At 34.8% G+C, this 25,153-nt stretch carries 19 protein-coding genes, 1 tRNA gene, 2 other RNA genes and 3 pseudogenes; 13 read left to right on the top strand and 12 right to left on the bottom strand.

Features of this window, described 5'->3' with window-relative positions:
* Positions 1–533: 533 nt before the first annotated feature.
* The 3 genes from ACICP6_RS01425 to ffs all read right to left on the bottom strand — a co-directional run bounded on the left by ACICP6_RS01425 (position 534) and on the right by ffs (position 2,465).
* A complete protein-coding gene (locus ACICP6_RS01425; RefSeq protein WP_395463630.1) occupies positions 534–848 on the bottom strand; it encodes a YbaB/EbfC family nucleoid-associated protein in 315 nt (104 codons plus the stop codon).
* Positions 849–869: 21 nt separating this feature from the next.
* Complete coding sequence (dnaX, locus tag ACICP6_RS01430) at positions 870–2,354, bottom strand: DNA polymerase III subunit gamma/tau (RefSeq protein WP_395463328.1); 1,485 nt, start codon at positions 2,352–2,354, stop codon at positions 870–872.
* A gap of 21 nt (positions 2,355–2,375) precedes the next feature.
* Positions 2,376–2,465, bottom strand: an RNA gene (gene ffs / locus ACICP6_RS01435) — signal recognition particle sRNA small type.
* 113 nt (positions 2,466–2,578) lie between these two features.
* On the opposite strand from ffs, the pseudogene ACICP6_RS01440 reads away from it, so the two are divergent.
* Positions 2,579–2,698: pseudogene (locus tag ACICP6_RS01440) on the top strand (WPE palindromic element domain-containing protein); the annotation flags it as partial.
* 104 nt (positions 2,699–2,802) lie between these two features.
* A complete protein-coding gene (locus ACICP6_RS01445) occupies positions 2,803–3,456 on the top strand; it encodes a glutathione S-transferase family protein (RefSeq protein WP_395463329.1) in 654 nt (217 codons plus the stop codon).
* A gap of 482 nt (positions 3,457–3,938) precedes the next feature.
* Here ACICP6_RS01445 and ACICP6_RS01450 read toward each other — a convergent pair whose 3' ends face one another.
* Positions 3,939–4,589, bottom strand: coding sequence for an O-methyltransferase (locus tag ACICP6_RS01450; RefSeq protein WP_395463330.1), 651 nt, complete (start codon positions 4,587–4,589; stop codon positions 3,939–3,941).
* Between the two features lie 250 nt (positions 4,590–4,839).
* Here ACICP6_RS01450 and ACICP6_RS01455 point away from each other — a divergent pair, with 250 nt between their 5' ends.
* Positions 4,840–5,118, top strand: coding sequence for a hypothetical protein (locus ACICP6_RS01455; protein ID WP_395463331.1), 279 nt, complete (start codon positions 4,840–4,842; stop codon positions 5,116–5,118).
* A 37-nt stretch (positions 5,119–5,155) separates the two neighbouring features.
* On the opposite strand, the gene ACICP6_RS01460 is transcribed toward ACICP6_RS01455, so the two are convergent.
* From ACICP6_RS01460 to ssrS, 3 genes are all read right to left on the bottom strand, one after another.
* On the bottom strand, positions 5,156–5,842 hold the full coding sequence (locus tag ACICP6_RS01460) for a thioredoxin domain-containing protein (protein WP_395463332.1): 687 nt from the start codon (positions 5,840–5,842) through the stop codon (positions 5,156–5,158).
* An 80-nt stretch (positions 5,843–5,922) separates the two neighbouring features.
* Complete coding sequence (locus tag ACICP6_RS01465; RefSeq protein WP_395463333.1) at positions 5,923–6,372, bottom strand: type II toxin-antitoxin system RatA family toxin; 450 nt, start codon at positions 6,370–6,372, stop codon at positions 5,923–5,925.
* An 18-nt stretch (positions 6,373–6,390) separates the two neighbouring features.
* A non-coding RNA gene (gene ssrS, locus ACICP6_RS01470) (6S RNA) lies at positions 6,391–6,552 on the bottom strand.
* Between the two features lie 104 nt (positions 6,553–6,656).
* On the opposite strand from ssrS, the gene ACICP6_RS01475 reads away from it, so the two are divergent.
* The 4 genes from ACICP6_RS01475 to ACICP6_RS01490 all read left to right on the top strand — a co-directional run bounded on the left by ACICP6_RS01475 (position 6,657) and on the right by ACICP6_RS01490 (position 10,592).
* Complete coding sequence (locus ACICP6_RS01475; protein WP_395463334.1) at positions 6,657–7,247, top strand: phospholipid-binding protein MlaC; 591 nt, start codon at positions 6,657–6,659, stop codon at positions 7,245–7,247.
* Positions 7,244–8,533 carry a bifunctional folylpolyglutamate synthase/dihydrofolate synthase gene (locus ACICP6_RS01480; RefSeq protein WP_395463335.1) on the top strand — a complete coding sequence of 430 codons (1,290 nt, stop codon included), beginning with the start codon at positions 7,244–7,246 and terminating at the stop codon, positions 8,531–8,533. Before ACICP6_RS01475 ends, ACICP6_RS01480 begins: the two co-directional genes overlap by 4 nt.
* A gap of 63 nt (positions 8,534–8,596) precedes the next feature.
* Entirely contained in the window at positions 8,597–9,760 is a 1,164-nt protein-coding gene (locus tag ACICP6_RS01485) for an aspartate kinase (protein ID WP_395463336.1), read from the top strand.
* A 115-nt stretch (positions 9,761–9,875) separates the two neighbouring features.
* Positions 9,876–10,592 (top strand): TerC family protein, encoded by a 717-nt coding sequence (locus ACICP6_RS01490; RefSeq protein ID WP_395463337.1) that lies wholly within the window; start codon positions 9,876–9,878, stop codon positions 10,590–10,592.
* Between the two features lies 1 nt (position 10,593).
* Here the strand turns inward: ACICP6_RS01490 and guaA are convergent, their stop codons facing one another.
* A complete protein-coding gene (gene guaA / locus ACICP6_RS01495) occupies positions 10,594–12,156 on the bottom strand; it encodes a glutamine-hydrolyzing GMP synthase (RefSeq protein ID WP_395463338.1) in 1,563 nt (520 codons plus the stop codon).
* Positions 12,157–12,361: 205 nt separating this feature from the next.
* Between guaA and ACICP6_RS01500 the strand changes: the two are divergent.
* From ACICP6_RS01500 to ACICP6_RS01525, 6 genes and pseudogenes are all read left to right on the top strand, one after another.
* Positions 12,362–13,351 (top strand): annotated as a pseudogene (locus ACICP6_RS01500) (IS630 family transposase).
* A 1,477-nt stretch (positions 13,352–14,828) separates the two neighbouring features.
* Positions 14,829–14,900, top strand: a tRNA-Asn gene (locus ACICP6_RS01505).
* Between the two features lie 33 nt (positions 14,901–14,933).
* Entirely contained in the window at positions 14,934–16,430 is a 1,497-nt protein-coding gene (gpmI, locus tag ACICP6_RS01510; RefSeq protein ID WP_395463339.1) for a 2,3-bisphosphoglycerate-independent phosphoglycerate mutase, read from the top strand.
* A gap of 620 nt (positions 16,431–17,050) precedes the next feature.
* The gene (mnmG, locus tag ACICP6_RS01515) at positions 17,051–18,937 is read left to right on the top strand and encodes a tRNA uridine-5-carboxymethylaminomethyl(34) synthesis enzyme MnmG (protein ID WP_395463340.1); all 1,887 of its coding nucleotides are present in this window, start codon (positions 17,051–17,053) and stop codon (positions 18,935–18,937) included.
* A gap of 8 nt (positions 18,938–18,945) precedes the next feature.
* Positions 18,946–20,613, top strand: coding sequence for a M24 family metallopeptidase (locus ACICP6_RS01520; RefSeq protein WP_395463341.1), 1,668 nt, complete (start codon positions 18,946–18,948; stop codon positions 20,611–20,613).
* 124 nt (positions 20,614–20,737) lie between these two features.
* Complete coding sequence (locus ACICP6_RS01525) at positions 20,738–21,106, top strand: hypothetical protein (RefSeq protein ID WP_395463342.1); 369 nt, start codon at positions 20,738–20,740, stop codon at positions 21,104–21,106.
* 5 nt (positions 21,107–21,111) lie between these two features.
* Here the strand turns inward: ACICP6_RS01525 and ACICP6_RS01530 are convergent, their stop codons facing one another.
* The 4 genes and pseudogenes from ACICP6_RS01530 to ACICP6_RS01545 all read right to left on the bottom strand — a co-directional run bounded on the left by ACICP6_RS01530 (position 21,112) and on the right by ACICP6_RS01545 (position 24,984).
* Positions 21,112–22,116, bottom strand: a complete 1,005-nt coding sequence (locus ACICP6_RS01530) for a beta-ketoacyl-ACP synthase III (protein WP_395463631.1) — start codon at positions 22,114–22,116, stop codon at positions 21,112–21,114.
* The gene (gene plsX, locus ACICP6_RS01535) at positions 22,109–23,131 is read right to left on the bottom strand and encodes a phosphate acyltransferase PlsX (RefSeq protein ID WP_395463632.1); all 1,023 of its coding nucleotides are present in this window, start codon (positions 23,129–23,131) and stop codon (positions 22,109–22,111) included. Before plsX ends, ACICP6_RS01530 begins: the two co-directional genes overlap by 8 nt.
* A 10-nt stretch (positions 23,132–23,141) precedes the next feature.
* On the bottom strand, positions 23,142–23,324 hold the full coding sequence (gene rpmF, locus ACICP6_RS01540) for a 50S ribosomal protein L32 (RefSeq protein ID WP_395463633.1): 183 nt from the start codon (positions 23,322–23,324) through the stop codon (positions 23,142–23,144).
* Positions 23,325–23,735: 411 nt separating this feature from the next.
* A pseudogene (locus ACICP6_RS01545) lies at positions 23,736–24,984 on the bottom strand (IS4 family transposase).
* Between the last annotated feature and the right edge of the window lie 169 nt (positions 24,985–25,153).

Here is a 25,153-nt window from a genome sequence, read left to right on the forward strand (position 1 = left end):
TTTTATTAATGAAAAGGCAGAATTATATGACTTTTTACTCTTGATAGACTTCTTGCATAACCTAAAAAAAGGCAAAAGAAACCCCGTGGTGCGAGTTTTGACTCTCTATTACTGTAAGTGGCGCTGTAATAATGTGCTAACGCTTAATATAAGCGCGATTTGGCTGAATGTAGAAAAAATTTAAAAGACATGCAGCCGCCATAATTTTATGTAATCCGCCAAAAAATACCCTGAGTTTTTTTACTGAATTTTGTCATTGAGCCTGCAGGTCAAAAACAAGTTTTGAGTCAGAAATACCCTTAGCACCATGATAAGGGGGCTGGCGGAGTTTGTCAAGAAATTTCTTCCAACGCGCTGCCGAAAGTTTGTTATGCAAGAGGTCTATTACTCTCACTAGCTCTAGTATTTCTTTATTCTCTGCACCATCCTCAATGCTGCAGCTTCTTCCACCTTTGTGTAATCTTGTAGGTGGATATATAAAGAAGCGCCAGCGTTAGAAATACCAGAAAAGAAATAATAATTATAGAAAAAATTTAAAAGGGAAGCTTAAACCCAGGTGGTAAACCCATCATACCTGCAAGATCAGAGGTTGCATTTGCAATATCTTCCTCTGCCTTCTTAATGGCATCGTTGAACGCTGCTGTTACTAAATCCTCTACTATATCCTTCTCCTCATTTCTCATAAGCTCTAAGTCTATGTTTACCTTTTTAACTTTATAACTGCCTATTTTTACAACCACTACCGTCACAACAACTTGACCACCACCAGAAATACCTTGAAACTCTTGTCCAATGTATTTTTCTTGAGCTTCTGCAAGCTTTTTTTGCATCTCTTGCGCTTGCTTCATTATTTGACTAAAATCCACAACTTACTCCTTATTCTCTATATTAACTACTTTTGCACCTTTAAACGTATCAAGTATGTCCTTAACTGCAGGTGCATAACTTAAATTACTTACTTCCCTGTTTATATAACCTGCATCAACTGTAACAACCCACTCTTGCTTAGTGGCTTGGTTTAAGTAATTTTTTAAGTCATTACAAAAATTACTATCCAACTGAGATACAGCTTTTAATTTTAAATACCCAGGTTTGCAATCCGTTAATTGTAGATTACTACATAGCTGTTTGTAAAGATAAATTTGGTTATTCTGTCGTAATAGTTGCAAAATCTTATTAAAATCATAATTTTTTTGCTGTGCGTTCTCTGCGTTGCGCATATTCCTTTGCTGTGTATTCTGCGTAAGAATTTTTTTGACCATCTGTTCCGGAGAGGGTAAATCAGAAAGATAACAGAGGCCAATTAACATCATTTCAGCAGCAACATCATTACATGTTGAAGCTTTTATATCTTGAACTCCCTTGAGCAATACCTTCCACAATCTCGAGAAAAATATTAAGGACTTCTTTATACTTAAGTCTTTTATCCTGTTCTTTTCACATTCTGTAACTGAACTATCAATCTCTTTTGTAATTAAAAAACGGCATATTAACTGGATTGTTTGTAACAGGCCTTCAAAAATACTAAGTGGGTTTGCTGTCTTTACCGCCTTGTCAAACACTGATAGAGCCTTCTGTAAATCACCATCTAATATTGCTCCTAATAGATCAAATATAATATCTTTATCCACTAAGCCAAGTATGTCTATCACATTTGTAGTAGATATTGTACCATCTTTACTATATAGCACTGCTTGATTCATCAAAAACAAGGCGTTACGCATTGAATTGCCAGAATGGTGTGCAATTAATTCTGACGCTCCCTTTTCAATGAAATAATTTTCTTTTTGTGCAATGTAATTCAAACGCTCTACTATCTTAGCTACAGGAATGTTGTGCAAATCAAATCTTTGACAACGTGCAATGATAGTTATTGGTATCTTTTTTATTTCTGTAGTTGCCAAAATAAACTTTACACTTGATGGTGGCTCCTCTAGGGTTTTAAGTAATGCATTAAATGCACTACTCGATAACATGTGTACTTCATCTATAATGTAAACTTTGAATTTAGAATTTATAGGTGAATAGCAAATATCTCCTAGGATTACTTTGATATCTTCAACGCTAGTGTGACTTGCTGCATCGATTTCAATCACATCTGGATGACTTGAATTTTTTATCGCTAGACAATTTTTACATGATCCACAAGGCTCAAAAGTTGGTCCCAAGGAACAATTCAAACATAAAGCTATTATTCTTGCTGTGGTAGTTTTACCAACTCCACTACTGCCAGAGAGCAGTATAGCTTGTGGGATTTTGTTGAGAGTAAAAGCGTTTTCTAATATACGCACTAATATATCTTGACCTACTAGATCTTTGAAGCTACCAGGACGATATTTTAATGCTATGTTCACAGCTCAGAATAAAATAAACAATGAAATAGGTATGCAACCCAAAAAGATTCTGATATAGCTGCTTCATTTCTGACCTGACCAAGTTACAGAGTTTTTGCCTGCATACCTTATAAAATATTATACTTTTTTTTTTATTTAGCAAGGTATATCCTATATTAGCCTTATAATTTGATATGTTAGATCTCTTGCAACACTACTTTGGAGTAAATAACTGTTACCCAAAATACTCTTTTTCTGTCATCCCAGTGCTTGACTACTTGGATCCAGAAAACTTAATTTTAAATGAGTACTCCAGGTGGCTGTATAATAAGAACTGGATTCCAGTGTCAGCTACTTGCATGACATCATTTGCTGTGCAATTTACCTTCAAAAATAAATGTTCGTACAGTTGTGGGTCAAGCCATAGGATGACAAACAAAGAGTACTGGGATGACAAAGGAGAGGTGTTATGATCTTATATCACTTCCCTCTTTGTCCGTTTTCACGAAAAGTTAGAGCTCTTCTAAAAGAAAAAAAGTTGAGTTGCGATTTAGTACACGAGAACCCGTGGGAGAAGCGGAATGAATTTATGAAGATCAACCTAACTGGGCAGGTACCAGTTCTTATAGATAATAACTTTATTATAGCAGACAGTAACGCTATTTGTGAATATCTAGAAGAAACTTACAACAGCGATATCAAATTGCTTGATTCGTCTACTGTTGTTAAGTCTAAAATACGCGCTTTAATTAATTGGTTTGATAATAAATTTTATAATGAAATTACTAAATATATTATAAATGAGAAAGTGATAATTAACCGCAGTCCTGACTCTAGGTTTCTTCATGCAGCTCAACATAACCTGTCTTGCCATATAGAATACATTGAACACTTGATTAACAAGAACGTTTGGCTTGCAACCGATAAGTTCACTTTAGCTGATATTACCTTAGCATCGCATATTTCTGTGATGGACTACGTAAATAGTTTTCCATGGGAAAAAAGTAAAATTTTAAAAGAATGGTACTCTATTGTTAAGTCAAGGCCTTGTTTTCGCGAGATATTATTAGAGAGAGTTTCTGGTTTAACTCCTCCGAGACATTATGCTGACCTTGATTTTTAACTAGACTTCTTGCATAACAAACTTTTGGCAGCACGTTGGAAAAACCACTTGACAAATTCCGCCAATCCTCTTATTATGCTAGTGGAGTTATTCATTTAGCTTCAATCTGTGCAGATTAAAACGACAAAAAAGTATTATAATTGGCGTCTTATATTCGATTTTTTGCACTATGTGCACCCTACGTCTTCACAACATTTTTAGGTTTTTACCTATACAAGCTGAAACGGGCTTATAAAACGTTTAAGACAGTAGAGAACGCCAGTTTGCAGGATTAGAGAGTAAGCACTATCTAACACGGGACTTTTTTGCCTTTTTTTCTGCTTAGAAAATTTTTTAGACATTTATAGCTCAAGGTTAGTTGCGTTAAAAAGCAGCTAAGTCGCGGTTATTAAACGTTTAAAAGATAAAAAAACGCCAATGTTTTTAAATAGATGTTGACCGGGATTCCTTTTGCCTTTTTTTAGGTTATGCAAGAAGTCTACTTATGTTAACTTTAAAGCTATAGTCATTCCTTCATCAGTTGAAATCAATATAGAGTAATATTTTTTTTCGTCTGATAATCTATAATTAAATTCTCTCATAGAATGCCATGATTTTTCTGATACTTCTTTTGGAGGTGATTCCAAAAATACTGTGTTAAATAATAGAGTATTATCTGCAACAATTAGCCCGTCTTGTTTAATGTATGACTCTGCCCAATCTAAATATTTAGGATAACCACCTTTATCAGCATCGATGAATATCATGTCAAATGGCGCTTTTGCTGACAATTCATTCAATTTTTCCAATGCATTGCCTCCTATTAAAGTAATTTTATTATTCAGATTAAAAGCACTAAAATTTTTTTTTGCTATTCTTAAGTGTTCAGGATTGTTTTCTATTGTATATATATGGCCATACTCAGGTAGAGCTTTTGCCATACAAATCGATGAGTAACCATATAACGTGCCAATTTCAACGATACTCTCTACTTTATGAATTTTTATAAAAAAACTTAACAGCTTTCCTTCTTCAGAGCTAATTTGAATGTGTTGCTTTTTTCCAAGAATACAATATTCTTTTATTTTTTTATATTCTTTTGCAAATAAATCTCTTATATATGACAATTTTGTGCTAGAGTTATTACGTGTCATGTTTTTTATTATAAGAAGGTTTGATTCATATAAAATTTATGAATATAATAATATAGATTAAAATAATAGGAACATTTATTTTAGGTTATTATTATATAGTATAAAATTTTAAGTGACAAAAATTGTTATATATAATATTATAATTAACTAGTATAATAGTTGATCGACTATCATACTAGAGTTAAAGGGACTGTTTATGTACATTTCTCTTTTTAAAATATAATTTTCATAATCAACTAGAGGGGGTTATATGTCTGGTAATATTGCTGGTGAAGTTGAAACGTTAAATAAAAAATCTAACAAGGATGAAGGGGTTACATTACTACATAACCCAGCTTATCGTGAAAAGTATATGGAACGTTTTTATGAAGCTCAGAAAAAAGTTATGGATATGGTTCAGCTTTACGATGGAACAATAATATTAATAGAAAGTAAAATTGCTATGTATTACTTCAGTTGGCACAGAAAAAAAAGAGAGTTTGAGCGTAAAAAACAACAAGCAATGATAAAAAACGATGCCTCAGCATAGAGTTTTTTGTGTGATAAGCTACAGTGGTATTACTTCACTATAGCTTTTCATATAGTTCATCTATCACATTAGTAAAGTATTCTAGAGTTCTATACCCTTCATGTTTAATTTTATTATACTCTGCGTACGGTTTATCGTTGTTAAGCTTGATGAAAAATATTGGAGTGGCCATAATACCAAGCTTATTAATTGCCAGTGATTTATCATTTATAATTTTGTTAAACACTTCCTTGTTTTTCTCTTCATCGATACATTGGTTAAATGTCTCTTGCTTTAAATTGCTTAGTGCAGCAACTCTTTGTAATACAGTTAAATCGCTTAAATTAGAGTAGTTCCACGAGTCTATTGAATTAAAAACAGCTTTGTTAAAATTAAAATAGTCTTCTTCTTTCTCGTAGCAATAGCTTAGCATTGCAGCTTTTAATCCTCTATAATCTAAAGGAAAGTGACGGAATATATATAGCATTTTACCTGTATCTATATATTTCTTTTTAATTTCAGGAAAAACTTTCTTATGAAAAAGAGAGCAGTGGTAACAAGTGAGTGAAGCATATTCTATCATTAGAATTGGTGCTTTGGGATCTCCTAATAATTTATCATCAGGTAATGGTGATAGTAATTCTCTTGGTGTTATTTCATCAGTTTTTTGAGAGTGCTGGTTGTTAGATAAGTCTTCCTTAACAACTGCATAAGAATCAACACTTATAAAAATTAGTAAAAGCAATAATCTAAAAATCATTACAATATAAATACTTAACTTATTAAAAAAATTATGCATTTATATAAATAATGTCAAGATAACTTTTATTCAGCAAGGCTTTCAACTCTGTCTTTGAATGCAGCAATTATTTTACTTTGTGTATATTTATAGACTGAGTTTAATAGAGTGGAAAACGAGCTGGATTTAAACTCAAACTCTATATAAAACTCCACCATAGTTTTACTCTCATCTATAGGAATGAATTTCCATTCATTATATAAATGTTTAAATATTCCATTTGATGATGCAGCTTTTATCCAACCTTCATTTGTTCCACTTGGAGAAAGAAAGGTTACTTCTGATGTATATCTTCCTTTAATCCCATGAAAAGCTGCTAGGAGATCCACAATCATTTGGCTATCAATTTTTTCTTTTATATAAACAGCTTTGCACCAAGGGACAAAATCAGGATACTTCTCAACATCAATTACAACCTGGAATACCTCGTTAGGTGAACAGAGGAAAATACCCTGTTCTTTGTATTGATGGAGCATAAATTTAAACTAACTGGAATAGGATCCGTATCTACCGTTAGCCTTAGTAGATTCCTGAGACCTGAAGTTAAAGTGGGCATCACGTATTAATTTCAATGAAATTAATAGAGGCAATTCCCTTGTCTAGAGATTATCGCTCGGGAAATTTAACTTAACTCATAACGTATAGAACAGACCCTTATAATTATAGCTGATTTACACGAGTCGTGTCTATAGGTATATTGCTGTTGACAACAAAATTAACTATTATTCAATTTCGTGTTTTAAGTGTTACAGTTTATCTTATGAATATTACTAAAGTTTTAATCATCATTGTTTTTATTGCAATTTCTTCAAGTGCTTACACTAATTGTACAGATCACAAAATTTTTGTGCATGCTATGAAGCAGCAAGTGGATAGCACATCTGCGAAGGAGAATAAAAAAAATCGGGAATATGTATATAAAAAGCTTCAGGAGATCATTCAAAATAATGTTAATCTCAAAGAAATATCTCGATTTGTTATGGGAAAACATTGGATTTTGACTACCCAGAAAGAAAGAGAAAATTTCTTAAGAGAATACGAAGTATACCTTATGCGTTTATGCGCTAAAATTTTATATAAGTACATGAATGGCAGCGAAATGATCATAATGAGCTCAAGAGCAGCTGACGATGAAACTTGTTTGATCAGTACAAGATTTTCTTACGGTGACGAAGAATTCACAAATATTGATTTTAAAGTTACTAAAAATAACAGTTCTTTTTTAATAAGCGACGTTGTAATGAATGGGATAAGTATTTCTATTAATCAACGCTCTCAATTCAGTGAAAAAATTGATATGGATGGTATAGCGAGTGTTATAGATGAATTAAAATGCAATAATAATCTATGATATACATGCCTCATTGGCCTAAGCCGCTTGGTAGCAGGCCAAAAGATTTTTCTCTTGATCGCATAAAAAGCTTTCTTGGCAAACTAGATAATCCTGAAAAAAAAATACCACCCATAATTCATATAGCTGGAACTAATGGAAAAGGTTCAACATTATCATTCATAAGATGCATAATGCATGCAGCAGGGTATAAGGTTCATGCATACACTTCTCCACATTTAGTGAATTTTAATGAGAGAATAGTTATTGCAGGCAGTTATATCGACGATAATGAATTATATAACTTATTAGAAGAATGCCGCACTGCAATTGCAGATCAGCCTATCACTTTGTTTGAAGCTGCAACTGTGACAGCTTTTTTAGCTTTTTCTCGTCATAAAGCCGATGTCGCTTTAATCGAGGTGGGCATGGGTGGAAGACTTGATGCAACAAATGTTATAGATAATCCTATTTTAACAATCATTACTTCCATTGCACTTGATCATACGGAATACCTTGGCCCTACTGTAGAGACCATAGCAGGTGAAAAGGCCGGAATAATGAAACATAATGTTCCTTGCGTAATAGCACCACAAGAAAAATCTATAATGAATATGCTAGAACATTATGCAATAAATAAGAAATCTCCTTTATATAGAGGGGGCTTTGAGTGGCATTGTAAAAAACAGAGCAGCAAAATGGTTTTTCAATCAGCTATTCAATCAATAGAATTTCCTTTGCCATCTTTAAAGGGCAATCATCAAATAATTAATGCGGGAAACGCTGTTGCAGCATGTAGCATTTTGAGTGGGAAGTATGGATTTGACATTGGAGAAAAGGACATCACTTCAGGTTTACAGCATACCTATTGGCCTGCACGACTGGAGCTTATAAAAGAGGGCAATTTAATTTCTTTATTACCGAAAGATTGGCAATTATTTTTAGATGGTGCGCACAACAATGACGGTGCTAAAGTATTGTCTGAGTGGGTAAAAGATAATTTTGCTGAAGGTATCTATGTGATTTTTGGTGTTACTCGTAACAGAAATGTGGAAGAATTTTTGGAACACCTAAAACCATATATCAAGTTACTATGTGCGGTTTGTGTTAAATCTGAACCTAAAGCAACAAATACAGGCTTAATCAGAGAGGGGGCTAATAATATAGGGATAAAAGTAGTTGAATGCGAATCGATCGGCGATGCAATATCAAATCACATATTAAAAGCCCCTATTCAAAGTGTCAAAACCATACTAATCTGTGGCTCGTTATTTCTAGCCAGAGACCTTGCTATGGAGAATAATTAAGCCTTTTAAAATTTATATCAACTAGCGCTATATTTTTCTCCGCAGGAAAGTTATATTATAACTATGGATAACATAATCGTAAAAAAATTTGGCGGGACTTCATTAACTGATTTAAACCGAGTTGCAAATTTGATAAAAAAAGATGTTGAGAAAGGCTATCATGTAATTGTTGTTGTATCTGCTGCTGCAGGATTTACTGATCAAATGGCTTTTCAGGCTAGGCAAATCTCAAATTTTAGCTGCAGACAAGAGCTATCAGAATATGATGTTGTACTTTCAGCGGGAGAGCAGATCTCTTGCGGCTTATTAGCGATTACTCTCCAATCTATCGGAGTAAATGCTAAATCATGGCTTGCCTGGCAGTTACCAATTATAACCGACGATCTTTACTCTGAGTCTAAAATCAAAACAATAAAGATTGATCATTTGAAAAGATCTTTTGCCGAAGGTTATACTGTTGCGATCATTGCTGGTTTTCAAGGTATACATGATGATAGAATCACTACTTTTGGAAGAGGAGGTTCTGATATATCAGCAGTTGCCTTTGCAGTAGCTTTTAATGTCAAGGTTTGTGAGATTTTCACTGATATCGATGGAATATATACAGCTGACCCGAAAATTGTTCCAAAAGCACGCAAGCTCAAATCTATCTCTTATAATGAAATGTTGGAGATGTCATCATCTGGTGCTAAAATACTGCATAATCGTTCAGTACAGCTTGCAATGAAACATAACATTAAAGTACAAGTGCTGTCCACTTTTAAAGAGGTAGAAGGCACTACAGTACTACACGAAAAAGATGTACTGGAGAGATACACAATTACTGGAATAACTTATAACACTAATAAAGCTCTTATAACTTTTACTAACCTTGCAAATACCTTGCGTATTTTAACAGATATGGCAGGGACAAACATTAAAACTGATATAATAAATGGATCAAGTCTTGTAATTTCCGAACTTGATATCGATTTAATGAAAGAGTTACTAAATGAGAATGAAAATTATGTTATAAACAATAATATAGCTAAAATTTCAATAATTGGTATTGGCGTTATGTCTAACACTGAAGTGATGCATCGCACACTCAAGGTCTTAAGCGAAAAAAAGATAGAAATACTTGCTATCACAGCATCTGAAACAAAAATCAGCGTAATTGTTCAAAGAGAATATGCCGAAGCTCTAGTGAGAGATTTACATACCGAGTTGATGTGCAGCACTAGATAGTGCCTTACATCATACCGCTCATGATTGCATGAGCTTTTCTATACTTCACCTAAGCGAAGTTACTTAATTTTTACACATCTATTGTAGAGTAAAAAAAGCTGAACCAGGAGCAAAAATGTTAGCTGAAGCTTGGACTTTACTGATACTTACACTACTTGAAACTATACTTAACGTAGATAATTTAATCTTTATTTCTCTAGCGATAGATAAGGTACCAAATGCGCTGAAAGAAAGAGTGCGCCTTATGGGTCTTGGACTAGCGCTATTAATGCGTTTTGTAACACTATTTTTTACATCATATATATTATCAATGCAAAGACCTATATTTCACGCCGCATCGCTCAACATTTCAGTAAAAGATTTACTTATGATAGCAGGAGGATTATTTCTCATTGTTAAAAGCTCTACAGAGTTATGGAACAACATTTTTTTACACAAGCAAATCGAAAAAAAAACAGATACTAAATCGCAATTGTTTTTAGTTATACTGCAAATTATATTAATAGATTTAGTTTTCTCGGTTGATTCAATACTAACTGCTATAGCATTAACTCATAACATGGTAATAATTGCTACAGCATTTACGCTTTCCATGTTAGCAATGCTGTTTTTATCAAGTTATACCGCTCGGTTGATTAAATCTAGCCCGAGTTTAAAAACAATTGCCATTTTATTTATTTCACTTGTTGGTGTATACCTAATACTTGATGGACTTCACATAGAATTACCAAAAGAATATTTGTATTCTTCATTGATATTTGCATTGATTATAGAAGTTATAAGTAACACAAAGAAAAAAGTGCAGTGTACGAAGAAGAAAAAACAGCCCTAAATTATTCCCACTCAATAGTTGCTGGTGGTTTGGAAGTTAAGTCATATACAACTCTATTCACTCCGGAAACATTATTAACAATTATGCTGCCAACATTCTGTAAAAAATCCCAAAATACTAACGAATGTTGACTTTTATTCTCAAATGGAAACGCATCAGCCGTCATACCATCAGATGATGTTACAGCTCTCAAAGCACAAACATATCCGTACGTACGACCATCTCCCATGACGCCTACAGTTTTTGTTGGTAAAAGTACAGCAAAAGCCTGCCATATCTTATCATATAGATCGTAATTTTTCATTGTATTAATATATATTTCATCTACTTCTTGCAATATTCGCACCTTTTCCTCATCAACTTCACCTATGATCCTTACTGCAAGCCCAGGTCCAGGAAACGGATGTTGAAATATTATCTCGTCTGGAAGCCCAATTTCTTTTCCAAGTAGCCTTACTTCATCTTTAAAGAGGTAGCGCAAGGGCTCCACTAGCTTCAGATTCATTTTTTCTGGCAACCCACCAACATTATGATGAGATTTAATTGTACTGGTATTTCCTGAAGCATGGCCTGATTCAACCACATCAGAGTAAATGGTACCTTGCATTAAAAAATCTACATCACCTATTTTTTTCGCCTCTTCTTCAAATACTTCAATGAAAGTGTTACCGATAATTTTTCGCTTTTCTTCTGGATCAGTTATTCCTTTTAACCTACTCAAAAATAAATTTGATTTATCAACATAATTTACCGGAATCTCTTTCAGCATAGTAATGGTCTGGTTTTTGCGTAACAACCCAGTATCAATAAAAATACAGTTTAATTGCTTTCCTATAGCTTTATATGTAAGAGCCGCTGCAACACTTGAATCAACCCCGCCACTTACTGCGGCAATTACTTTTTTCTCTCCTACTACATTTTTGATTTTTTCCTTCTGCTTCTCAATAAGTGACTTCATTGTCCAGTCTCTTTCACAACCCACAATATCCAAGAAATTAGAGAGCAACTTACTACCATTTGTCGTAGGTTTAACCTCAGGATGGAACTGAGTGCAGTATATCTTACGTTGTTCGTTGACAATTATTGCAATTGTTTGATTTATCACACCTGATGCAATAACAGCAAATCCTTGTGGTATAGTGTCAACACTGTCTGCATGATTCATCAATACATCCACTTCGGAATTAACATCCCACGTATCCTTTATAATGGGGGACTCTTTTAGTATCTTAATCTTAGTTTTGCCAAATTCCTGTTTGAACCCCTTTTTTACTTTTGCCCCAAAATAATGACAAATGAGTTGTTGTCCGTAGCATATTCCAAGTATAGGAACGTTTGTTGCTTCATTAAGTTTTATAATTTCATGTGCTACTTCGCTTGTTTCAGAGCAACTATCATTTACAGATTGTGGTCCTCCAGAGAAAATAAACCCATTGAATTTTGATATTGTTTCAAAACTGATGTTGCTTGGAAATATCTCACAATAAACGCCCATTTCCCTGACTTGTCTTGCAATAAGCTGCGTAAACTGTGAACCAAAATCAATAATGACAATTGCTGACAACTTACTCCTCCATATTATTTAAAGCAATATCTGATAATAAAGAAAATAATGGAGTAAGTAAACCAAGACCTGCTTAAAACTTTGACGGATGGCGTGGGTTGGCTATGATTTATTTTTATCTAATACCAATTCCCACTGCATAATAAACGGATAGACAATAATAGAAAAAAAGCCATACTAAGGTAAGTGAAATAGCGAGGTATAAATGGCATTAAAATCAAAGTTATTGGATGAAAAAGTGGTGGAATCAGCAAAGGAAATGCTGAATAAAGTAAGAAATAACGCATACGTTGCAAAGAAACTAAATGCTGTAATTGCGGCAAAAAAGCACAGTATAACAGCTGTGGCAAAAATATGTAGCATCTCAAGAACTGCACTGACTGCATGGATAAAGCACCTAAAATTTGGAAGAGAAGAAAAATTGTTTGCCCCTCCTCAACGCCGTAGAAAGGCTAAATTGAATCAAAGTCAACGTGAACAAGTTGAGATGTGGATAGAAGAAAATCCTAACATTACCATTAAAGAAATGAGAATAAGAATCCAGGAAAAACTTGGTTTGAATATCAGTAAGTCTACAGTACACCGTAATATGCAAAGAATGAAATTCTCATATATCACACCAACACAATGTACAAAATAAAAGTAAACAAGAGGAATTTAAAAAAAAACATCAATGAAGCTATTAGCAAGTACCCTGAAAAAGAGTTATTTTTCTTTGATGAATCGCGGTTTGGTACACATTCAAAAGTTGGACATGGGTGGTTTAAAAAAGGCATTAGAACGCAGGTCAAAATAAAATTAGGTAGGCAAAATTTTTATCTCTATAGTGCGGTTAATCCTAGAAATGGAGAGAGTTCTAGCTTGTTTGCACCAAATGTCAATACTGATTGTATTCCTTGAGCAGATATCACAATATTTAGGAACACGAGAGGCTTTTCTTGTGGTGGATTGTGCTAGTTGGCATAAGTCAAAAAATTTAAAGGTACCTAAAAATATCGAGATTATATATCTACCACCATACTCACCTGAGCTCAATCCCGTTGAGAGACTTTGGTTGTATATAAAACAGAACATTTTGCGTAACAAGGTCTATGATACAATTGCTCTGCTTGAGAGCGCTTTGTGCAAATTTATTACCTCTCTTTCTCACTCCACAATTAAACAACTCTGCAATGTCTCTTATTTGATTCACTAATAATGAGAATTGGTCTAAGAAGAACTTTTTACGGTGGTACTTCAGAAGTTGCAGCCCCTCTTTAGGGTTAAGACATACTTCCAATTCTTCCCAACCACTATAACTTCCACCACCAACCAATGCTATACACACTCCGGATAGAGACTTAGCCTTAATCACTTTTCCAGTTTTGTTATCTACAAACTCTTCCACTCCCTCAACTTTAATTTCGTATTTCTGGCCACTATTTGAGCGATCCCATACAAGTATTTTCCCTATAAATAGAGCTTTGATGACCTCTTTATTTTGTGCTCCAGTATATTGATTCTCAGCTACCCTAACTTTTTTAGGCTTATTTGTTATATAAGTTGCTGCTTTGTCCTTAATTTCTTTTGCCTTTTCATCTACATATTTTTCTACTTCACTACGTACATGCCCTTTTAATTTTTCAAAAAAGTTCTGCAAGTCGAGTAAAGTTAATTCAGATGTTTCCATAAAAACCCCCAGTTTTATTATCACGTATTAATAATACATCTAGTATACTTAAAATACCTTTAAGAAAGGCGACTCTGACCCCTTAGGTACAGCTGTACGAACGTTACGCTACCAAGAGCCCTTATGATGTCATTCCAGTCTGGAATCCAGCCTTTCACTGTTAAAGATGTTATTTTTAATATAAGGTTAGTCACTTTCGTGCTCACCAACTTAATCTCTAATCTGGATCCCAGTGCCCCTAGATGTCATTCCAGTCTGGAATCCAGAAAACTTAATTTTAACCAAGTGGCTGCATCTAGGTTCCAGCGTCACGCGCTGGAACCCCTACGTCATACCGCCGCGGTATCTCTAGATCCCGCTAACAAGCAGCGGTTGTCGTTTAGCTATAAGATTTAAGAAAATATTTAAGAAATTTACCAAATAAAAAAAAGGCAAAAGAAGCCCCGTGGTATTTACTTTTGTGTCGAAATATCGGCGTTTTTTTATTCTAAAACGCTTAATAAGTGCGACTTAGCTGCCTTTTAATTGCAACTAACCTTAGCGATAAACGTTTAAGAAATTTACTAAGCAGAAAAAAAGGCAAATAAAACCCTGAGTAGCTAGTTATTCACTACCTATTTTATAAGTTGGCGTTTTTTAATGTCTTGTAACGCTTTTAAGCGCATTTTAGCTTATATTAGGTAAAAACCTAGAAGTTTTATAAAGACATAAGGTGCACATAGTGCAAAAAATTAAACATGACACGCCAGATATACTAAGTTTTTTTGTCGTTTTATCTGCACAGACTGAAGATAAATAAATAGCTTCAGTACCATGATAAGAGGGCTGGCGGAGTTTGTCAAGTCGTTTTTAGCCCCGTTTTGAGCTACTGGAATGACAGGTAGTTGTGCAAGAAGCTTAATGTAGGGAAATATTCCTGAAAATTCAACATTGCTCTCCCTATAATAGCAAACAAAAAACGTTTACAATCAATGCTCAACATGATAAATTGAAAACAGCTTATTCCTCGGTAGCTCAGTGGTAGAGCAGTTGGCTGTTAACCAATTGGTCGCTGGTTCGAATCCGGCCCGGGGAGCTTTTCTCTGTGAAATTCTAGTGTTGATTTTATATGAACATTAAATCAGTCGTTTTATGTATACTAGATGGCTGGGGAAATGGAGCAAAGAATAGCAAATATAACGCTATTAGCAACGCAAATCCACCTTGTTGGCAGTATATTAGCTCTAATTATCCAAAGTGCAGTTTATCTGCCTGTGGAGCTGATGTTGGGTTACCGGGTGGTCAGATAGGTAATTCGGAAGTTGGCCATATGAATATTGGCAGTGGTAGAGTCGTGATGCAGAGCCTTCAGCGTATTAATCAAGAAATTGAAACGATAGAAAACAATGCAAATCTGCAGAGGTTTATTAATGATCTAAAAAGTGAGAATGGTATATGCCATCTGGTGGGGTTAGTGTCCGATGGTGGTGTTCACTCGCATCAAAAACACATTTCAACTTTAGCAAATAAAATATCGCAACACGGAGTTAAAGTGTTGGTACATGCATTTTTGGATGGCAGAGACACGTTGCCAAATTCAGGAAAAAAATGCATTCAAGAATTCGAAGAGAGTATAAAGAGTAATGACATAAGGATTGCTACTGTCTCTGGGCGTTATTATGCTATGGATCGTGATAATAGGTGGGAAAGGACAATTGAAGCTTATGAGGCTATCGCATTTGCAAAGGCACCTCGCCATAATGATGCAATATCGTTGATTGAGAATAACTATCAAAACAATATAACTGATGAGTTTATTAGACCTGCAGTAATAGGTGATTATCAAGGTATAAAGCCAGAATATGGTGTGTTATTAGCTAACTTCCGTGCTGATCGAATGATACAATTAGCAAGTATTTTGCTAGGCAAAACAGACTATATTGAGGTAGCAAAATTCTCTTCAATTTTAAGTATGATGAAGTATAAAGAAGATCTTGAAATTCCTTATATTTTTCCTCCTACATCTTTTGCTAACACTTTAGGACAGGTAATAGCAGACAATAAATTGCAGCAATTACGTATTGCTGAAACTGAAAAATATGCCCATGTGACTTTCTTTTTCAATTGTGGAAAAGAAGAACCTTTCTACGGTGAAGAAAGAATACTCATTCCTTCACCAAAAGTTAAAACTTACGACTTACAGCCCGAAATGTCTGCCTTTGAACTTACAGAAAAGCTTGTAGAAAAAATTCACTCCCAAGAATTTGCACTGATAGTTGTAAATTACGCTAATCCTGATATGGTGGGGCATACAGGTAATATAAAAGCAGCCGAGAAAGCTGTGCTAGCTGTAGATAATTGTCTTGCAAAAGTGTTGAACGCCCTCAAAGAAGTAGGCAACACCGCGTTAATTGTTACTGCAGACCATGGTAATGTAGAATGTATGTTTGATGAAGCAAACAATACACCCCATACAGCACATACTTTAAATAAAGTTCCATTCATCGTATCTTGTAACAATCTAAAACTAAGAGACGGAAGGTTATCTGACATCGCTCCTACTATTTTACAGCTACTTGGAATTAAGAAACCAAACGAAATGACAGGTAGTTCGTTGATTGTGTAATGGATAGACCTCTTGCACAACTACCTGTCATTCCAGTAGCTCATAAAAACAGGAGAAATTGAATGCAAAAACCACTTGACAAACTCCGCCAGTCCCCTTATTATGGTACTGAAGGTATTCAGTTATCTTCATCTGTGCAGATTAAACGAAGGAGTATAACGTAGTTGGCGTCTTATTTTTAATTTTTTGCACTATGTGCACCGTATGTCTTCACAACATTGTCTAGGTTTTTACCTATATAAGCTGAAACGCGCTTATAAAGCGTTTAAGACAGTATAGTACGCCAATTTGCAGGATTAGAGAGTAAGTACTATCTAACGCGGGATTTCTTTTGCCTTTTTTCTGCTTAGTAAATTTCTTAGCATTTAAGCTAAGGGTCTGTTGCAGTTTAAAAGTCGCTAAATTGCAGCGTTTAAGACTAAAAAAACGCCAATACAGAAAATAGATAGTGACTAGGGCTTCTTTTGCCTTTTTTTACATTTGGTAAATTTCTTAAATATTTACAGCTAAAAATTCATGAACTGGGTAGATAATGCTGAGTAGCACCTTGTTTAACTGTAAAATTTGACATTAATTGCTAATAGTCGGAATATTAGTAGGGTACGAATTACTTAAAAAGCATGCATAAATATGATGTAGTGGTGGTAGGTGGCGGTCATGCAGGGTGCGAAGCTGCTGCTGCGGCAGCTCGCCTTGGTGCAAACACGCTGCTTATAACTCATAAAATTTCAACTATAGGGGAAATGTCCTGCAATCCAGCAATTGGAGGAGTTGCAAAGGGTGTTGTGGTCAGAGAAGTTGACGCTCTTGATGGAATAATGGGAAGAGCAATTGACCAAGCAAGCATACATTCAGTTATTTTAAATAGCAGTAGAGGTGCAGCAGTGTGGGGACCACGTGCACAGGCAGACCGAAAGCTATATAAGCAAGCAATACAGGAAATTATTCTAAATTATAACAATCTGACGGTAAAAGAAGAGTCAGTTGACGATTTTCTTATAGAGGATAATAACAATGGAGAATCCTACATAAAAGCAGTGATCACAAGCTCAGGTGAACATATATCAACAAGTAAAGTCGTTTTAACTACAGGAACTTTTCTGCAAGGTGTAATTCATATAGGAGAACAAACAACTCCTTCAGGAAGAATGGGAGATAAGTCTGCAGTGGAACTTGCAAATACGTTGAAGAAATACAATTTTAAATTAGGCAGATTACGTACCGGAACTCCACCAAGGCTTGATCGTGGCACTATAAATTGGTCAATATTGCAAGAGCAAGTAGGTGATAATCCACCTACGCCGTTTTCTTACTTAACAGAAAAAATTAACCAACCTCAGATTTCATGTTTCATTACCTATACTAATGAGGACACACACAGAATAATTCGAAAGAATCTTCACAGGTCAGCTTCTTCATATCTGAACGATATTGTTGCACCAAGATATTGTCCATCCATTGAAATTAAAGTTAAAAAATTTGCAGAGAAAAATAGTCATCAAATATTTTTAGAACCAGAAGGACTCGACGATAACACTGTATATCCAAATGGAATTTCAAATTCATTGCCCATCGAAGTGCAGTGTGAAATGATAAAGAGCATCAAAGGACTTGAAAATGCAAAAATATTAAGACCTGGATATGCAGTTGAGTATGACTATATTGATCCACGAGAGCTGTTTCATACCCTTGAAACTAAGAAAGTTAAAGGTCTGTATTTCGCCGGCCAAGTTAATGGCACCACCGGATATGAAGAAGCAGCAGGGCAAGGAATTATCGCCGGAATCAATGCAGCACTCTCTGCATCTGAAAAAAAAGAAAGTTTTGTTCTTCACCGTACAGACTCGTATATTGGCGTAATGATAGACGACCTGGTCACCAAAGGGGTGATCGAGCCTTATAGATTATTTACCTCACGTGCAGAATATAGGCTAACGATCAGGTCAGATAATGCAGATAGGAGATTAACACAAAAAGGTTATGATATTTCCCTTGTGTCGCATGAGAGATACTCTGTTTTACAGAATAAACTTAAATCTATTAAGCAGCTTAAAGAGAAGTTAGAGAGTCTGAAAATTACTCCTGAGCAGCTTAGGTCTTATGGCATTAAAATATCTTATGATGGAATAAGAAAAACGGCACTAGATCTACTTAGCTACCCAAACATCGACTGGAGTAAATTACAAGAAATATGGCCGGAGTTAAATGTAATTCAGAATGAACCACGTGAAATAATCGAAATCGAAGCAAAATATAAACCCTACCTAATAAGACAAGAAGCAGATATGAAGTTTTTACGAGAGGAAATTAACACTCAAATTCCAATTAATTTCAACTATTCACAAGTTAAAGGCCTGTCAAGTGAGGTAATAGAAAAACTACAAAAAATAAAACCAGCTACAATTGGCATTGCAAAACAAACACAAGGCATCACTCCAGCAGCGATAGTTAGCATACTGGTGTATTTGAGAAACAAGAAACCGAAAGTAGCTGCTAATTCTGTGTGAGGTGTTCTATGTCAAAACTCGAAGAATTTCGTTCCTTTATGCGTGAAATAAATGTCGATGCGTTTATGTTGCATACTAAAGACGAATATTTAAATGAATATTCAGACGAGTTAACTAAGTTGTGTGGCTTCACAGGAACAAATGGGCTGCTTATTGTTACAAAAAACAACAAGTGCCCATTTTTTACAGATGGACGTTATATCACACAAGCTCGCAATCAGCTCGATCAGGGCAATTTTCAAGTATATAATATACAAGAAAAGGATCCACGCGAATGGGTAAAAGCAAACTTAACATTGACCACCTCACTAAGTTATTATTTGCAATATTTTACCGTAAAAGAGATAAGAAAATATGAAGATATTTGTAAATTAGCACCCTATTCAATTACAAAAGAAAGTAGCCATAAAGAACAAGCAATAGTTTTACATGCAACTGGGTATTCTGGTGAAAGTAGTAAGAGTAAATGTGAAAGAGTAGCTAAAAGCCTAGATAAAGAAGCTGAAGCAATGCTTCTGACTGATCCAAATTCAATTTCATGGTTATTAAATTTAAGAAATGAAAATGCTAAATATACTCCATGTATATTGGGTCGTGCTATATTGCATAAGAACAGCAGTGTTGATCTGTTTATTCAAGATAAAGAACATTCGACTATAGAAGCAAATTTAGATAACCATGTAAATATTTTTGATATTAGTGAGCTAGAAAGTTCGCTGTGTAAGCTAAATTCAGTAGTTATAGATCCAAGCACAACTCCAATGAGTATTATGGCTATGATAAAAAACAAGCAGGTAGTTGAAAAAGAGGATCCTTGTTTAATTCATAAAGCAGTAAAAAATCAAACTGAAATAGCTGGGGCTATAAATGCGCACATCAGAGATGGAATAGCAGTTACAAACTTTCTATATTGGCTTGAAAATAATGTTTGCACAGAACTTGAAGCCGAAGAAAAGATTTTAGAATATAGAAAAGAGCAGGACTTGTTTAAGCAACCAAGCTTTCCAACAATTTCCGCATTTAATGAAAATGGAGCAATCATTCATTACCGTGCAAGCAGTAAGACGAACAAAGTAATTCAGAAAGATGGACTATATTTAATTGACTCTGGTGGCCAATACCTTGACGGCACAACTGATGTAACAAGAACTGTAACTATTGGCAATCCAATCAATGAACAAATAACCCACTATACAATAGTATTAAAAGCTCACATTGCTGTAGCAAGTGTCGTCCTTCCTACAGGCACTACTGGCGGAGAATTGGATATATTAGCACGTACTCACCTATGGAAATTTGGAATGGACTATATGCATGGTACAGGGCACGGAGTAGGAAGTTATCTATCAGTACACGAAGGGCCGCAAGCAATATCAAAAGGAAATAAAGTGAAACTCATGCCAGGAATGATACTTTCTAACGAACCTGGCTATTACACTCCAGGAAAATATGGAATAAGGATTGAAAATCTGATGTATGTTGACAGGCAGGAAAATGGCTTCTTAAACTTTAAACAACTGACCTCCATTCCATATGACAGAAGACTAATAGATGTGCAAATGCTTACTAAAGATGAAATTGAATGGATAAATAGCTATCATCAATTTGTCTATAAAAACTTAAAGAACAATGTCAAAGATAAGGAATGGTTAAAGAAAGCATGCGACCCTTTATAAGCAAAAGAGCAGCTTTTTTATCGTTTAACAAAGTATTAATACAGTTGTAGTGGGTATTTTGTATTGTTTTTAATTTAAAAACAATATATAATAGAGAATACATATTTTTAGATTAGGTATGATTATGACAGACAAAGGACAAGAAGACGAACTTATGAAGCAGTATATGGATACTTGCAAAGAGCAAATAGAAAAATTGGCCAGGGATCCTGAATTACTTAATCAGACTTTAAAACCATTTATGCAGATGTCTCAGCAGCTTGTGGCTGGTGGTATGTTAGAAGGGGCTATGCCCGACATGATAACTAATTTGGGCGGTATGGATATCAACAAGATGATTGCTCAGATGAAAGAAATGATTGACTACATAAAAGGCAATTATAAGGAGCTCATGAAAAAGGATAGCTCGCAAATTCAAGAGCTTGATGAATCAAGTAAAAAACTAAGAGGCTTGGTCAAAAAATTGATAGAAAAGATCGAAAGTAATAGTTAGAGTTATTAATAACGCAGCAACACAGACCCCCAGGTTAGGCCTGCACCTATTGCAATCAATAGTCCCAGGTTTCCTGGTTTTATTTTTGATTTTTTTATTGCATAATCAAGTGCTAGTGGAATCGACGCTGCTGAGGTATTTGCATGTTGATCAACTGTATTAATCGTTTTCTCTATAGGAAAATTTAATTTCTTTACCACTGCTTCAATAATACGAATGTTTGCTTGATGAGGGACTAACCAGTCAATATCGGTAATCTTCAAATTATTGCATTTCAGTGTTTCCTCTATTAAGGCTGTTAACTTATCCACTGCATGCTTAAACACTTCTCTTCCATTCATGAATATTTTTCCAGAATCACCAGTGGAAGATATCCCTCCATTCGTACATAATATGTCTACATTACCACCAGAATATAGGCTAGTTGAAATTATATCTCCCGTAAAACCCTCCACCGGGGCATCAGTGCCATTTTCTGGAATAACACCAGAACGAAACGCCGATTTCATTATTACTGCACCAGCACCATCACCAAAGAGTACACAAGTTGACCTATCTTTCCAGTTAACAATCCTAGACATTATTTCAGCACCAATAACGAGCGCATATTTAATTCTATTGTTAGATTTTATGAGCGAATCAGCAGCTGTAACTGCATATATAAAACCAGAGCATGCTGCTTGCACGTCAAAAGAAAAAGCATTTTTACATTTTAACTTATTTTGCACAATCGTTGCACAGCTAGGCAAAGTTTTATCAGGCGTTGTTGTTGCAACTATGATTAAACCAATTTCATCTACTGAAATTTTAGCTTTTTCTATAGCATTTTTTGCTGCATTTACAGCTAAGTCTGACGTTAATTCTTCTTCATCTGCTATATGCCTTTGAGTTATTCCTGTTCTCTGTCTAATCCATTCATCATTTGTCTCAACCATTAATGCAATTTCGTCATTACTCAATGTTTTTTTTGGTAGGTAAGATCCAGTGCTTAATATAAAACTTTTATTCAATCTCACTAATTATCCTCTGGTTTAAATTTTCGCTAATAGAATTTACTGCAAATTTTATAGCATGGGCAAAAGAAACAGCATCAGAATTTCCATGACTTTTAATGATGATACCATTCAGCCCTAAAAACATAGCTCCACTTCTAATTTTGGGATTAAAACGTGTTAATGCTTTATTTAGTTTGGGTTTTAACAATACACCAACAAGCATTGCCCACGAATTGAATACTTCCTGCTTTATTAGATTGATAAAAGTACTTGCAGTAGCTTCAGCTGTTTTTAACATAACATTGCCCACAAAACCATCAGCAACAATGACGTCTATATTACCCTCTAAAAATTCACTTGCCTCTATATACCCCTTGAAATTAATACTTGGAGCATTTTTGAGTAACTCAAAAGCTCCTCGTACTGAGTCAGTACCTTTAACTTCCTCTGTTCCAATATTTAGCAAAGCGACTTCAGGATTGTCAATTTTTAATGCTATTTTTGCAAATATACTCCCCATTAATGCAAATTGAAATAATGAATCAGCGTTACAATCAACATTTGCACCAAGGTCAAGCAACACAAAGCTTTTTTTCTTAGTTGGACAGATAGACACAATAGCAGGGCGATAAATGTTTGGTAATGTTCCTAGAATAAATCTGGAAATTGCCATCAATGCCCCGGTGTTGCCTGAAGATACCACTCCAGAAGCTTTACCTTTTTTCACTGCTTCAATAGCAGCTTTCATACTTGAGTCTTTACGATGTCTCAGTGCAAAAGATGGCTTATCATTTGCAAGAACATTGTCAGAGCAGTGGGTAAACTCAGAATTATCACTTACTTTTTTATATTTCGAAAGCAAAGGCGATACTTCTTTCTGATCTCCATAAATATGAAAAAAAACTTTAATGCCTGGATCAACAAGGTTATCCAAAAAAAAACTAGCACCATGAATCACTGAAAGAGGTGCAAAATCACCCCCCATAGCGTCAAGTGCAATGACTATGTTATTGTTGACCGTGGGTAACATACCATAATAGTTATTCTGCCTGTTGTTTAAGGAAAACCCGTTTTCCTTTGTAACTGCCATCAACTGCCATATTATGAGGCAACATAAATTCCCCAGTTGTCATACATACCACAATATTCTTAGACTCAATAGCATGATGAGAACGATGCATATTACGCCTTGATTTTGACTTCTTTCTTTTTGGAACTGCCAAGACTTCCTCCATTCTACTATAAATTTCAATTTACTAGTAACATGTTTTTTACAAGAAGTAAACAGTAGACTTTTTGCGTAACCTAAAAAAAGGCAAAAGAAGCCCTAGTCACTGTCTATTTTCAGTATTGGCGTTTTTTAAGTCTTAAACGCTGCAATTTAGCGACTTTTAAACTGCAACAGACCCTTAGCTTAAATGCTAAGAAATTTACTAAGCAGAAAAAAGGCAAAAGAAATCCCGTGTTAGATAGTACTTACTCTCTAATCCTGCAAATTGGCTTACTATACTGTCTTAAACGCTTTATAAGCGCGTTTCAGCTTAAAAACCTAGAAATTTTATAAAGACATACGGTGCACATAGTGCAAAAAATTAGTATCCGTTCAGGCAATGGCGTCAACTTAAGAGCCTTCATTAGCAAACTCTCCTAAAGACGTGATGGCGTTTAGGCTTATCCACTTTATTGCGGCTATACAACCGCCCTGGTCGGACCTTAACTTTAGCGCGTATACTTGCTCTATTAAAAAGAGCTTGAAAGCTTTTTGGCGAACAATTCCCAATAAGTACTTGATAGAGTTTCTGCCTCATCACACCAAATAAAACTGAAAAATTTAAACGATACTCAGTAATTTGATCTGGGTTCCAAGGCCCTTGTGCATCACACATATGAAGCGATACACATAACTAAGTTCGCCCAAAATTCTTGTAATACAGCCTCTAAATTTACCCCAGAAAAATTCTCTAATTCTGCACCTATTTTGAGTCGTTTCCTCTATGTGCCACCTTAATACATAAGCTTTGCTGATATCTTCCAAAGTAAATTTTTCTCGGTCAAAAAGTGAGGTAATCAGCACTTCTGTTTCTCCATTGGCTAATGTAAGTACTATAACCCTTACTTTTTGTCCTTTCATTTTATTTTCTAGCTTTTTGTTTTCTAGTATAAAATCAAAATCTAGTTCGCCAGATAAGATCCGTTCCCATAGCTTGCTATAATTTCTTTTTTGCAAGCGAAAAATAAAGTCTACTTTCAAATCATAATGCTGCTGAATGAATTTTACTGAAGGATAACCACGATCATAGATAAATAATAGTCTCTCTTGATTTAATGAACGCATTTGAGTGACAACTTCGGGTAATTGCTCTTCCGCCAACGTTTGTTCGCCTATATTCCAAGCTGCAAGACGAGCACTGCAAATCAGTGAAGTACACAAATCAACAAACAAAGACACTCTTGCCAATGGTGGCATTGTGCCTGTTGTTCCATTTGGTTTAAAACGGCCAAACTCGGATACAATTTCTTCAGAGTTGGGTAATCGAATACCAGAGCCATCTGCTGCAATAAGTCTATAGCCTCTCCAGGTTCCATACTCAGGCTCATCTTGATAGGCTATTTGGATGCTTAGCTCCAATAATTCTTTAAAACCTGTATTTATATCTCGCTTTAGAAAAGGCTTGTTTTGAAGGTGGAACTTAATGGATCCATAAGCTCACATTCTATCCCTAAACTTTTTTTAATTAACTTTAAAATCATAGAAAATACTGTCGGAAAAGGAAGTTTTCTTGTTCGTGTGAAACTGTTTTTTTCAACACAATGGATTCTCTGAAAAGTTTTCGAGTATATTATATTTTTAATTTGTAGAATAAGACTTTTTCCTTTTTGCATGTTTCACCTAAAAAGGACACATTTTAGACTTCTTTGTTGAAATAAAACAGAAACAAAAGTGCTCTTTATTGCAGCTTTTGGGTAATTTAATGGTAAAAATTTTAGAGAGAATTTTTATATACAATCACTGACATTTTCCTTAAGTTGATGCCATTGTCCGTTCAGGAGA

The organism is Wolbachia endosymbiont of Cantharis cryptica (assembly GCF_964277405.1).
Taxonomy (GTDB): Bacteria; Pseudomonadota; Alphaproteobacteria; order Rickettsiales; family Anaplasmataceae; genus Wolbachia.

Excerpts from the sequence above, each read along its gene's own strand:
- ACICP6_RS01520 (WP_395463341.1), top strand. The coding sequence starts at position 18,946 with ATGTCAAAACTCGAAGAATTTCGTTCCTTTATGCGTGAAATAAATGTC.
- ACICP6_RS01485 (WP_395463336.1), top strand. The coding sequence starts at position 8,597 with ATGGATAACATAATCGTAAAAAAATTTGGCGGGACTTCATTAACTGAT.
- ACICP6_RS01450 (WP_395463330.1), bottom strand. The coding sequence starts at position 4,589 with ATGACACGTAATAACTCTAGCACAAAATTGTCATATATAAGAGATTTA.
- ACICP6_RS01455 (WP_395463331.1), top strand. The coding sequence starts at position 4,840 with ATGTCTGGTAATATTGCTGGTGAAGTTGAAACGTTAAATAAAAAATCT.
- ACICP6_RS01425 (WP_395463630.1), bottom strand. The coding sequence starts at position 848 with ATGAAGCAAGCGCAAGAGATGCAAAAAAAGCTTGCAGAAGCTCAAGAA.
- ACICP6_RS01490 (WP_395463337.1), top strand. The coding sequence starts at position 9,876 with ATGTTAGCTGAAGCTTGGACTTTACTGATACTTACACTACTTGAAACT.
- ACICP6_RS01475 (WP_395463334.1), top strand. The coding sequence starts at position 6,657 with ATGAATATTACTAAAGTTTTAATCATCATTGTTTTTATTGCAATTTCT.
- gpmI (WP_395463339.1), top strand. The coding sequence starts at position 14,934 with ATGAACATTAAATCAGTCGTTTTATGTATACTAGATGGCTGGGGAAAT.
- ACICP6_RS01465 (WP_395463333.1), bottom strand. The coding sequence starts at position 6,372 with ATGCTCCATCAATACAAAGAACAGGGTATTTTCCTCTGTTCACCTAAC.
- plsX (WP_395463632.1), bottom strand. The coding sequence starts at position 23,131 with ATGTTACCCACGGTCAACAATAACATAGTCATTGCACTTGACGCTATG.
- mnmG (WP_395463340.1), top strand. The coding sequence starts at position 17,051 with ATGCATAAATATGATGTAGTGGTGGTAGGTGGCGGTCATGCAGGGTGC.
- ACICP6_RS01445 (WP_395463329.1), top strand. The coding sequence starts at position 2,803 with ATGATCTTATATCACTTCCCTCTTTGTCCGTTTTCACGAAAAGTTAGA.
- ACICP6_RS01525 (WP_395463342.1), top strand. The coding sequence starts at position 20,738 with ATGACAGACAAAGGACAAGAAGACGAACTTATGAAGCAGTATATGGAT.
- ACICP6_RS01480 (WP_395463335.1), top strand. The coding sequence starts at position 7,244 with ATGATATACATGCCTCATTGGCCTAAGCCGCTTGGTAGCAGGCCAAAA.